This is a genomic window from Kocuria sp. (assembly GCF_030536815.1).
Lineage (GTDB): Bacteria > Actinomycetota > Actinomycetes > Actinomycetales > Micrococcaceae > Kocuria > Kocuria gwangalliensis.
The window spans coordinates 1-11,319 of sequence record NZ_JAUNPE010000077.1 but is presented as its reverse complement, the minus strand read 5'-3'; the positions used below and the strand labels follow the sequence as shown (position 1 = coordinate 11,319).

Below are 11,319 nucleotides of genomic sequence, written 5' to 3'. Positions count from 1 at the left end.
CACCCGTCCAGTGATTGAGGAGAGACTATGGCCGGAGCGCTGCGTCGTACCATGATCTACCTCGGCCTTGCCGAGACCGACGACGACTACACCTCCGAAGCGACCGGACGTCCCCGGGAAGTCACACAGGTACCGGCCAGCGGTTCCACCGCCGCGTCCGGTGAGACAACGAGCGGCGCCGCGGCACGGCGTTCCGCGGAATACCGAGCCCCCGTGACACCCATCCGAAGGGCCCCCAGTTCCCGAGAGGACGACAGCGAATTGCGCACCATCACCACTGTGCACCCCCGCTCCTACAACGATGCCAAGTCAATTGGCGAAGCGTTCCGTGACGGTACCCCCGTGATCATGAACGTGTCGGACATGGGAGAGGCGGAAGCCAAGCGCCTCGTGGATTTCGCGGCCGGGCTGGTGTTCGCCCTCCACGGTTCGATCGAACGTGTCACCGCCAAGGTGTTCTTGCTCACGCCCTCCTATGTGGAGGTACGAGACCAGGGCCACACCAGTGACATTGATGAAGAGACCGAATCCTACGGTCAGGCCGAGGGCTGATCATGAGCCTGATCCTGTCCGTCCTGTACTTGCTGGTCCATCTCGTCTATGTGGCGCTACTGGGCCGACTCGTGCTGGACTGGGTGCAAATGTTCGCTCGGAGCTGGCGACCACAGGGAATCGTGCTGGTGGCGGCGTCGGCGATCTACTCGGTGACGGATCCCCCCATGAACCTGTTGCGCCGGGTGGTCCCGCCGCTGCGGCTCGGCGGCGTGGCCCTGGACCTGGGTTTCCTGATCCTGGTCTTCGCGGTCAGCATCATTCAGTCGATCCTGTGGGGAATGCTCCTGAGGGCATAAGTGTCGGTGACACCCCGCTCACCGCGCGTTAGTTACGCCGTAGTTGTATCCTTGGCGTGAAATATCTTGACCGAGGCCTGGCATTCGCGGCTTGATTGGAAGTAGGAGTAAAGCACTCACATGACTTTGACACCAGAAGACGTCATCAATAAGCGGTTCCAGCCCACCAAGTTCCGTGAGGGATACGACCAGGACGAGGTCGATGACTTCCTGGACGAGATCGTGGCGGAACTGCGCCGTTTGAACGAAGAGAATGAAGACCTGCGCAAGCAGGTCGAGACCGCCGGTGGCCAGGTGACTGCCGCGCAGCGTGACGATTCTGCGGCATCCGCGCCGGTCGCTCCGGAGGAGCCGGTGGTCGAGTCCGAGACCACGGAGGTTCGTGAAACCTCAGCTCCGGTCCCGGCCGCGGCTCCGACCGCACCGGCCGTCGCAGAGGGCACCCAGCCCAGCACCGAATCGGCCGAGTCCGCGGCGGGTGTGCTCGCCATGGCCCAGAAGCTCCACGACGAGTACGTGGCGCAGGGCCGTTCCGAACGCGAACGACTGATCTCCGAGGGCCGCACCCAGGCCGACACACTCGTGTCGGACGGCAAGCGCACCAAGGAAGAGACCCTTTCCTCGCTGGAGAAGGAAAAGTCCCGCCTGGAGGCGTCCGTCAACGAACTGCGCACCTTCGAGCGCGATTACCGTAGCAACCTCAAGGACTTCATCAACGGTCAGCTGCGTGACATCGATGCAACCGGCTCCTTGGCGCCCAGTGACGCGCCGGCCGGTAAGGCGTCGAACCGCACCGTGGTCAAGTAACACTCGGTGTCGCATCAAGCCCGCGAGACAGCGGCGGCTCCCACTCCTTCGGGGCGGGGCCGCCGCTGCCTCATTCTGTCCCTGGTGGTGGCCGCGCTCATTTACGCCGCTGATCAACTCACCAAACTATGGGTCGTTGCGGAACTACCCCTGGGTCAACAGTTCCCCGTGGTCCCGGGGCTGTTGTGGTGGCAGCACATCCGCAACAGCGGTGCCGCGTTCTCCCTGGGCTCGGATTTCACCTGGATCTTCACGGTCGTCATGGCCGCCGTGGTCGTGTTCATTGCAGCCACGCTGCGCAAGGTCCGGCACCCGATCTGGGCCGTGGGGCTGGGTCTGGTACTCGGTGGTGCCTCCGGTAATCTCACCGACCGCCTGGTGCGTGAGCCCAGCTTCGGGCAGGGTCACGTGGTCGATTTCATCGCGGTGCCGAATTTCGCGATCTTCAATCTGGCCGATTGCGGAGTAGTGGTGGGAATCGCCGTGATCATGATCCTGATCCTCGGCGACCGGGACATGACACGACCCGCCGATCGCCGCACGGCGGACACCGATGACCAGGCCTCCCGTGAATCGCAGACCGAAAGGCCCGCCCCCGACAATGACTGACTCCCGCACCCGCCCCACAGGCTCGGACCCCGAGTACGTGTCGGAGCGCTTCACCGTGTCCGACGACCTCGACGGTGCGCGCGCCGACGCCGCCGTGGCCGCCTGGACCGGCCTGTCCCGTTCCGCGGCGGCCCAGTTGTGCGCCGAGGACCGCGTGCTGTTCAAGGGCAGGCCCGTTGCCAAGTCCCACCGGGTGGAGACATCCGAAACGTACGCGGTGGACGTTCCCGTGCCGGAGGATCCGACCCGCATCGCCCCGCAGCACGTGGCCGATCTGCAACTGGTGCACGTGACTCCGGGCTACGTGGTGGTCGACAAGCCGGCGGGCGTCGCGGCCCATCCGTCTCCCGGCTGGAAGGGACCCACCGTGGTCGGGGCGTTGGCGGGGGCCGGTGTGTCCATTTCGACCTCGGGTGCGCCCGAGCGGCAGGGCATCGTGCACCGCCTGGACGTGGGAACCTCGGGGCTCATGGTGGTGGCCCGCAACGAGAATGCATATACGGTGCTCAAGCGCGCCTTCAAAGAGCGCACGGTGACCAAGGTGTACCACACGGTGGTGCAGGGGATTCCGGATCCGCTCAAGGGCACGATCGATGCGCCCATTGGTCGCCACCCCGGGCACGAGTGGCGCTTCGCCGTGCTCGAGGACGGCCGCGATTCAATCACCCACTACGAGGTGCTGGAGGCCTTCGGCCGGGCGTCTCTCGTGGAGGTGCGCCTGGAAACCGGGCGCACCCACCAGATCCGCGTGCATTTCTCGGCGCTGAAGCACGCGTGCGCCGGGGACCTGACCTACGGGGCGGACCCGGCATTGTCCGCGGGCCTCGGCCTGACCAGACAGTGGTTGCACGCCAAGAAGCTGGGCTTCGCGCACCCCGAGACGGGGGGCTACGTCGAGTACGAAAGCGCCTATCCAGCGGATCTTGCGTTCGCCGTGGAAACCTTGCGAGAGGGCGGCCCGCAACTCTGAACGTGCCGGAAGCTTCGACCATCGCGAGAGCCAGCGGCGTCGTCGGGTAAGTGGCGGGTGTGGTCGGTAGGCGAGGCCCGAATGAGGCGTAGCTCGCGCTCGCCGGAACGTGAGGTTGTCGGCGTCCCGTCCTAGACTGGTCCGGTGACCACGGCGACCGGCAAAAAAGGCTTCACCCACCTCCACGTACACACCGAGTACTCAATGCTCGACGGTGCTGCACGCCTGGACGATTTGTTCGAGGAATGCCACCGTCAGGGCATGGACTCCCTGGCCACCACGGACCACGGGTTCGTGTTCGGCGCCTACGACTTCTGGAACCGCGCTCGCTCTGCGGGGATCAAGCCGATCATCGGCGTGGAAGCGTACCTGAGCCCGGGCACCGCGCGGCAGGATCGCACCCGCGTGAAGTTCGCGGACGGGGGCCGTGACGACGTTTCCGGTGGTGGCGCGTACACGCACATGACGATGCTCGCCGAGACGAGCGAGGGCATGCAGAACCTCTTCCGCGCCTCGACCAAGGCGTCCCTGGAGGGTCAGCTCTACAAGCCGCGCATGGACCGGGAACTGCTGAACCAGTACGGTAAGGGGCTGATCGCCACCACGGGGTGCCCCTCGGGCGAGGTGCAGACCCGGTTGCGACTGGGTCAGTACGATCAGGCCGTCCAGGCCGCCGCGGAGTACCGCGACATTTTCGGCGCCGAGAACTTCTACTGCGAGCTCATGGACCACGGTCTGGGTATCGAGAAGCGGGTGACACAGGATCTGCTGAAACTCGCCAAGCAGCTGAATTTGCCCCTCGTGGCCACCAACGATCTGCATTACACGCACGCGGAGGACGCCAAATCCCACGCGGCCCTGCTGTGCGTGCAATCCGGCTCCACGCTGCAGGATCCCAAGCGTTTCAAGTTCGACGCGGATGAGTTCTACCTCAAATCTCCCGAACAAATGCGTGAACTCTTCCGCGATTTCCCGGACGCCTGTGACAACACGTTGGAGATCGCCGAGCGGTGCAACGTGGAGTTCGACACCTCCGCCAACTACATGCCCCGCTTCCCCGTTCCCGAGGGCGAGAACGAGGAATCCTGGTTCGTGAAGGAGGTCGAGAAGGGCCTGCATTACCGGTTCCCGAGCGGCATTCCGGATGACGTGCGCAAACAGGCGGAGTACGAGAAGGGCATCATCATCCAGATGGGCTTCCCCGGGTACTTCCTGGTGGTGGCCGACTTCATCAACTGGGCCAAGGACAACGGCATCCGCGTGGGTCCCGGGCGTGGTTCCGGTGCCGGTTCCATGGTTGCGTACGCCATGCGCATCACCGAGCTCAACCCCCTGCAGCACGGACTGATCTTCGAGCGCTTCCTCAACCCGGACCGTGTGTCCATGCCCGACTTCGACGTCGACTTCGATGATCGGCGCCGTTCCGAGGTCATCCACTACGTGACCGAGAAGTACGGCGACGAGCGCGTGGCCATGATCGTCACGTACGGCACCATCAAGGCGAAGCAGGCGCTCAAGGACTCCTCCCGAGTGCTCGGCTACCCGTTCTCCATGGGCGAGAAGCTCACCAAGGCCATGCCGCCGGACGTCATGGGCAAGGGCATCTCACTCAAGGACGTCTACGACCAGGACGCCAAACGTTACGACGAAGCCGGTGAGCTTCGCGACACCCTGGCCGATGATCCCGAAGCCATGAAGGTTTTCGAAACCGCTCAGGGTCTGGAGGGGCTCAAACGCCAGTGGGGTGTGCACGCGGCCGGTGTGATCATGTCCTCGGACCCGCTCATCGACATCATTCCGTTGATGCGCCGTGAGCAGGACGGCCAGGTGATCACGCAGTTCGACTACCCCACGTGTGAGGGCCTGGGTCTGATCAAGATGGACTTCCTGGGGCTGAGGAACCTCACGATCATCTCGGACGCGCTCGAGAACATCACCCTCAACCGTGACGGTTTCGTGCTCGATCTGGAGCATTTGAACGTGGACGACAAGGGGTCCTACGATCTGCTGGCCCGCGGCGAGACCCTGGGAGTGTTCCAGCTGGACGGTGGCCCCATGCGCCAGCTGCTCAAGCTCATGCGCCCCGACAACTTCGAGGACATCTCCGCGACCATTGCGCTGTACCGTCCGGGGCCCATGGGCGCCAACTCGCACACCAATTACGCGCTGCGGAAGAATGGTGCGCAGGAAATCACGCCCATCCACCCGGAACTGGAAGAACCGCTCGCGGAGATCCTGGACACCACCTACGGCCTGATCGTGTATCAGGAGCAGGTGATGGCGATTGCGCAGAAGGTGGCCGGCTACTCGCTGGGTCAAGCCGACATTTTGCGCCGCGCCATGGGCAAGAAAAAGAAATCCGAGCTGGACAAGCAGTACAAGGGCTTTCACCAGGGCATGATCGACCGCGGGTATTCCGAGGCGGCCATCAAATCACTGTGGGACATCCTGCTCCCGTTCTCCGACTACGCGTTCAACAAGGCGCACTCCGCCGCCTACGGTCTGGTGTCCTATTGGACCGCGTACCTCAAGGCGCACTATCCGGCCGAATACATGGCCGCGTTGCTCACCTCCGTGGGAGACGACAAGGACAAGCTGGCCCTTTACCTCACCGAGTGTCGTCACATGGGCATCACGGTGCTCCCACCGGACGTCAACGAGTCCGCGTTGAACTTCACTCCCGTGGGCACGGACATCCGTTTCGGCATGGGGGCCGTGCGCAACGTGGGTGCCAACGTGGTGCAGGCCATGGTCAACGCCCGCCATGAGAAGGAACGCTTCACGTCTTTCAACGACTTCCTGGCCAAGGTTCCCGCGGTGGTCTGCAATAAGCGAACCATCGAGTCCATGATCAAGGCCGGCGCGTTCGACCAGCTCGGTCATACCCGGCGCGGACTGGTCATGTGTCACGAACAGGCCGTGGAAGATGTCGTCGCCCAGAAAAAGAAAGAGGACAACGGCGAGTTCACGTTCGATCTCTTCGCCATGGGCGGTTCCGACGATCCCGAGGGGGACACGTTCTCGGTCGAGGTGCCGGACGTTCCCGAGTGGGAACGCAAGGACATGTTGGCGTTCGAGCGCGAAATGCTGGGCCTTTACGTGTCCGATCACCCGTTGCGCGGTCTCGACGACGCCCTGAGCCAGTACACGGACACCGCCATCCAGCCGCTGTTGTCCGACGACAACAACCGGCCCGACGGCGCCGTTGTCACCGTGGGCGGCATGATCACATCACTGTCGCGGCGCATTGCCAAAACCTCCGGTAACGCTTACGCGCGGATTGAGCTCGAGGACCGTTCGGGGTCCATTGAGATCATGTTCTTCGGCAAGGCGTACGCGCCCATTGCCGGGGTGCTCACGGAGGACCTGATCTGCGTGATCAAGGGACGCATGCAGCGCCGTGACGACGGTTCCATCTCGATCTCCGCCCAGGAACTCACCGTTCCGGAGCTCAGCATGGACGGTACCTCCGGTCCCGTGTGCGTGGCGCTGCCCGAGCACCGCGCCACGGAGGCCACCATCCGCCAGATTGGCGAGGTGCTGCGCAACCATCGCGGCGAGTCCGAGGTCCGCATCCACTTGGACACCCACCGCTCACTCCAGGTGCTGCGGCTGGGACCCGAGCACCGGGTCAATCCCACGCCGGCGCTGTTCGGTGACCTCAAGGTGCTGTTGGGTCCGGCCTGCCTGGAAGCCTGATCGGCTCGTGGTTCTCGCGGCCGGGCCGTCCAGGTTCTGGGTGCCCGGGCGATCCGCCGTGCGCTTGTAGAATGGCAGGGTGACTGAACAAACCCTGGATTCCGCAACCGCAACCACTCCCTCCGGCTTCCTGCGGGTCATCGACCTGCGCGGACAGCACCTGAGCTGGAACGAGCTGCGTCATGCGGTACCGAGGCAAACGGCGTCGTCCGTGGCCGAAGCGGAAGCCAGCGTGCGTTCGATCATCGACAACGTCCGGTCCAACGGCGCGGCGGCCGTCCGCGAGTACGCCCAGAAGTTCGACCGCGTGATGCAGGACCGCATCAAGGTTGACCCGGCAGAGATCCAGAAGGCCGTGCGCGAGCTGGATCCCGCGGTGCGCAAGGGTTTGGAAACGGCGATTGAGCGCACTCGTCGATTCGCCACGGCCCAGCGCCCGGCGGACGTCGAGGTGGAGATCGCCCCGGGTGCCGTGCTGAACCACCGCTGGACCCCGGTCAAGCGCGCGGGCCTCTATATTCCCGGGGGCCTGGCCGTGTACCCGTCGTCGGTGATCATGAACGTCGTGCCCGCTCAGGCAGCGGGTGTGGAGTCCGTGGTGCTGTGTACTCCGCCGCAAAAGGATTTCGGGGGGCTTCCGCACCCCGTGATCCTGGCCGCCGCCGGTTTGCTCGAGGTGGACGAGGTCTGGGCCATTGGCGGCGCGCAGTCGCTAGCGGCCATGGCATATGGGCTGACCGACGGCGAGGACGTCCTGGAACCGGTGAACACCGTGACCGGTCCCGGCAACATCTTCGTGGCGATGGCCAAACGTCAGCTGCGCTCCATGGTGGGTGTGGATGCCGAGGCCGGCACCACCGAGATCGCCATCATCGCTGACGCCACCGCGGACCCGCGTTTCGTTGCGGCCGACCTGATTTCCCAGGCCGAACACGATCCGGATGCGGGCTCGGTGCTGATCACCGATTCCGCCCCGCTGGCCCATGCGGTCGAGGCCGAGCTCGCCACCCAGGTGGCGGACGCCAAGCACCACGAACGCATAGGGATCGCCCTGCGCGGTCCCCAGTCCGGTGTGGTGCTGACGGACAACCTGGACCGTGCCATCGAGGTGGCCGATGCGTACGCCGCGGAGCACCTCGAGATCCACACGGAGAATGCCCGTGAGGTGGCCGCTCGTGTGCGCAACGCCGGTGCGATCTTCATTGGCTCCTACAGTCCCGTGCCGCTGGGCGATTACGCGGCCGGCTCCAATCACGTGTTACCCACGGGTGGCACCGCGGTCTTCAATTCGGGTCTGCAGGCGGCGTCGTTCATGAAGGCCGTGCAGGTCATCGAGTACAACCAGGACGCGTTGGCCGAACTCGAGGATGACATCGTGGCGCTGGCCACGAGCGAAGATCTGCCGGCTCACGCGCGCGCTGTGACCATCCGCTCCGAAACATCCGGCCGGAAAGGCTGACCCGTGCACTGCCCGTTCTGCCGACACAATGACTCCAAGGTGGTCGATTCCCGCACCACCGACGACGGTACGGCGATCCGCCGCCGCCGCCAATGCACGGAGTGCGGGCGCCGCTTCTCCACGCTGGAAACCACGTCGATCTCGGTGATCAAGCGCTCCGGTGTCACGGAGCCGTTCGACCGTCAAAACATTGTCAACGGTGTGCGCAAGGCGTGCCAAGGCCGTCCCGTGAGCGAGGACGACCTGGCGATGCTCGCCCAAGAAGTCGAAGAATCGGTGCGCGCCTCGGGCTCCGCCGAGATCGACGCCCACGATGTGGGCCTGGCGATTCTCACCCCGCTACGGCGACTGGATGTCGTGGCCTACCTCCGGTTCGCGTCCGTGTATCAGGCGTTCGAAGGCCTCGAAGACTTCGAGCGAGCCATTGATGTGCTGCGTGATCAGCAAGCGGAATTGGCCGGTCAGCAAACCTTGGTCCCGGACACCTCGCGGCGCCACACCGCTCCTGCCGCACGACGCCGCTCGGCGCGCAAACCCGTGTCGGGCACCGCCGCGACGTCGTTGCCGGCCCCGGCTGGTGAGGCGGAGGAGAGCGAACCCAAGCCCCGGCGCAAACGCGCCGCCAAGAAGCAGCAGGAAACGGCCACGCAGCCGCGGTTGCTGTAGCTCGGGTACTCTCACCTACCCTGGGTAACAGAAGTCACCCGCACGGAAGGGAACCAGCGTGGCCAAGAACCCGGAACATCTTCCGCCCTACAAGAAGTGGGACTGGCTCTGGCGTTCGACCTTCGAGCTGGAGTACCAGGGGACGCTTCTGGTGGCGGATGTGGACTACTTCGACTTCTCCGAGCGAATCCGCCTGTATCGGGACGGTGATTTCGTGGCCGCAGGCTCGTCACCGGTCAGGCTCCCCGTGGATCGCCAAGCAACGGTGGAGGCGGCGTTGTCGCTCTACGGGATGCGGTACGTCCGGCTCGTTCGCTCGAGCGCTGGAACCTCGGAGACCTTTCGTCCGAGCCCGGGCACGGGCGAGGACCGGCGCGCGCGGTTTGCGGCCAATTACCCGGGGCCGGACAGGATTATTTCCATGTGCTCGTGGATCGTGTTGATGCTGGCGCTACTCACGCAGATTCCGGAGATTCTGAATGTCGTGGGCCGGATCTTCGACGTCTACGTGCCAACCTTTCAACTGCCCAACTGGTTGAACATCACGCTGCAGATCGGTGGCGTCCTTGCCGGGTTGGACCGTGCGCTGCGCATGAAGTTCAATCGCTGGATCGACGAAACACACCTGTAGGCCGGCTTCTTCGATCTGAGCAATCAGCGAACGGGATCCGCCGCCGCGCCGTCGGTTGCGGGGTCCTCGAGCGGTGCGCCGCCCAGGGCCTGCTCCTGCCAGTGGGTCACTACCCAGCGCTCGTCGGAGCCCTCGATCACCACGGCACCGGTGTTGGAAAGCGCGTTGTGCGCCACGAAGTCCACATCGACGTTCTCGCACCGGGCCGCGGTCCAGGCGCGAATAATGGCGCCGTGTGACACGAGAATGGCGACCTCTCCGTCACCTGGGCCGTGGGCGGCCTCCGACACGACAGCGTCAAATCGCCGGATCACGTCGTGGCCATTTTCTTCCGAGCCCGGGACCCGAGCGTTCCAATCACCCGCGGACCACCCCACGGCGGTGCGGACATAGGTTTGAATCGATTCCTCGTCGTTGGCCATTTCCAGATCACCCGCCGAGATTTCCCGGAGACTTGCCCGCACGGTCGGCTCCAGTCCGAAGTGCTCGGCCAGGGGAGCGGCGGTCTGCTGGGTCCTCACGAGATCGGACACGAATATTCTCCGGACTGATTCACGCCCCAGGGCGTCCACCAGCGCTTCGGCCTGTTCGCGCCCGAGATCCGTGAGGTCGGCACCGGGGGCCGCGGTGTCCAAGTGCTGACCCACATTGGAGCTGGTTTGACCGTGTCGAACGAGAATGAGCCGCACGAGAATTTCTCGCCTTTCCGCAGGTAAGTAGCAACCACAGGGTGCTTCGGTTCACGCTAGTGCACCCGGGAGCGCCGAGGACAATCGGGTGTCCGCGGTCAGCAAGAGGCGGCGGGTGACGGGGATGGCTAGACGGGGAGCCCCAGGCGACGTCGTCGTTGCCTGTTGATCAAGGCCGTTGTGGTACCCAGCAGCACCAGGGCGGACACCACCCACACCGACTTGATCCCGATGGTGACGTAGCACAGGCCGCCCAGCACGGCGCCGATGACCAGCGAGAGCCACAGGATGAAGTACCGCAACCATGCCCGGTGACTGCCCCCGAAAAACGCGCCCACGAACCGCTGGGACATCTTGACCAGGGTGCCGGTCATGTATGTGAGCGAAATGGACACCTCACCGTCCCGTTCGAAAATGCTGTTCATGGCGCCCACGGTGAATGACAAACTGAGCACGGCTAGGAGACCGTGTCCCAATGCCACCCAGACCGAGGCCACGGAGACGGTGAAACACACGAACAGGAGGACGGCTTCCCTGGGTCGGGTGGGCGGAAGGCGACGATGGGCCACACGGCTGATGAGGGAGCCGATCATGACTCCCGTGAGGAACAAGGCCATGACCCCGGCGGCTCGCCACGCAACATCCCAGCTGCCCTCCACGGCCGCGGCGGTCATTCGGGTGGTGTTACCCGACATGAAGGACAGGAAGAACCCGCCCAGGTAGAGGAACCCCAGAGCATCGATGAACCCGGTGATCGAGGAGAGATACCACGCCAACGCTCGCTCTCCGAGGCGATACCCTTCCATGCCCGTCCGTCCCTCCCGTGGTCGACGTGGGGAGCTCTCACGGGGTGAGCTCCCCACGAAAAAAGCGGCCTCCCTCGAGGGGAGACCGCAGTGAGACCGTGCTGACCGGTCCCTGGTGGCCGTGTCCACCAT

11 protein-coding genes are annotated in these 11,319 nt (G+C 64.5%); 9 read left to right on the top strand and 2 right to left on the bottom strand.

Translation table 11 applies throughout. From position 1 onward, the window contains the following. Window positions 1-27 precede the first annotated feature (27 nt). The 9 genes from Q4E95_RS08360 (at window position 28) to Q4E95_RS08320 (ending at window position 9,692) form a co-directional block, all read left to right on the top strand. Window positions 28-552: a cell division protein SepF gene (locus Q4E95_RS08360; protein WP_303382866.1), complete on the top strand. Its 525-nt coding sequence runs from the start codon at window positions 28-30 to the stop codon at window positions 550-552. A 2-nt stretch (window positions 553-554) separates the two neighbouring features. Then, window positions 555-851 carry a YggT family protein gene (locus Q4E95_RS08355; protein ID WP_303382865.1) on the top strand — a complete coding sequence of 99 codons (297 nt, stop codon included), beginning with the start codon at window positions 555-557 and terminating at the stop codon, window positions 849-851. A gap of 120 nt (window positions 852-971) precedes the next feature. Beyond that, a complete protein-coding gene (locus Q4E95_RS08350) occupies window positions 972-1,658 on the top strand; it encodes a DivIVA domain-containing protein (protein WP_303382864.1) in 687 nt (228 codons plus the stop codon). 87 nt (window positions 1,659-1,745) lie between these two features. Continuing rightward, window positions 1,746-2,267 carry a signal peptidase II gene (lspA, locus tag Q4E95_RS08345; RefSeq protein WP_303382867.1) on the top strand — a complete coding sequence of 174 codons (522 nt, stop codon included), beginning with the start codon at window positions 1,746-1,748 and terminating at the stop codon, window positions 2,265-2,267. Further along, entirely contained in the window at window positions 2,260-3,237 is a 978-nt protein-coding gene (locus tag Q4E95_RS08340) for an RluA family pseudouridine synthase (protein ID WP_303382863.1), read from the top strand. The genes lspA and Q4E95_RS08340 overlap by 8 nt, the downstream gene beginning before the upstream one ends. A 144-nt stretch (window positions 3,238-3,381) precedes the next feature. Beyond that, window positions 3,382-6,936, top strand: coding sequence for a DNA polymerase III subunit alpha (gene dnaE, locus Q4E95_RS08335; protein ID WP_303382862.1), 3,555 nt, complete (start codon window positions 3,382-3,384; stop codon window positions 6,934-6,936). Between the two features lie 79 nt (window positions 6,937-7,015). After that, window positions 7,016-8,395 carry a histidinol dehydrogenase gene (gene hisD / locus Q4E95_RS08330; protein WP_303382861.1) on the top strand — a complete coding sequence of 460 codons (1,380 nt, stop codon included), beginning with the start codon at window positions 7,016-7,018 and terminating at the stop codon, window positions 8,393-8,395. Window positions 8,396-8,398: 3 nt separating this feature from the next. Next, window positions 8,399-9,061 carry a transcriptional regulator NrdR gene (gene nrdR, locus Q4E95_RS08325; protein WP_303382860.1) on the top strand — a complete coding sequence of 221 codons (663 nt, stop codon included), beginning with the start codon at window positions 8,399-8,401 and terminating at the stop codon, window positions 9,059-9,061. 58 nt (window positions 9,062-9,119) lie between these two features. Beyond that, on the top strand, window positions 9,120-9,692 hold the full coding sequence (locus tag Q4E95_RS08320; RefSeq protein ID WP_303382859.1) for a hypothetical protein: 573 nt from the start codon (window positions 9,120-9,122) through the stop codon (window positions 9,690-9,692). A gap of 23 nt (window positions 9,693-9,715) precedes the next feature. On the opposite strand, the gene Q4E95_RS08315 is transcribed toward Q4E95_RS08320, so the two are convergent. Together Q4E95_RS08315 and Q4E95_RS08310 are read right to left on the bottom strand one after the other, a co-directional pair. Beyond that, a complete protein-coding gene (locus Q4E95_RS08315) occupies window positions 9,716-10,381 on the bottom strand; it encodes a histidine phosphatase family protein (protein WP_303382858.1) in 666 nt (221 codons plus the stop codon). Between the two features lie 128 nt (window positions 10,382-10,509). Next, on the bottom strand, window positions 10,510-11,187 hold the full coding sequence (locus Q4E95_RS08310) for a YoaK family protein (protein ID WP_303382857.1): 678 nt from the start codon (window positions 11,185-11,187) through the stop codon (window positions 10,510-10,512). Window positions 11,188-11,319 lie beyond the last annotated feature (132 nt).

What these genes read in the sequence shown, in the direction of transcription:
- Q4E95_RS08360 (WP_303382866.1), top strand. Translation starts at nt 28, where the DNA reads ATGGCCGGAGCGCTGCGTCGTACCATGATCTACCTCGGCCTTGCCGAG.
- Q4E95_RS08355 (WP_303382865.1), top strand. Translation starts at nt 555, where the DNA reads ATGAGCCTGATCCTGTCCGTCCTGTACTTGCTGGTCCATCTCGTCTAT.
- Q4E95_RS08350 (WP_303382864.1), top strand. Translation starts at nt 972, where the DNA reads ATGACTTTGACACCAGAAGACGTCATCAATAAGCGGTTCCAGCCCACC.
- Q4E95_RS08340 (WP_303382863.1), top strand. Translation starts at nt 2,260, where the DNA reads ATGACTGACTCCCGCACCCGCCCCACAGGCTCGGACCCCGAGTACGTG.
- Q4E95_RS08310 (WP_303382857.1), bottom strand. Translation starts at nt 11,187, where the DNA reads ATGGAAGGGTATCGCCTCGGAGAGCGAGCGTTGGCGTGGTATCTCTCC.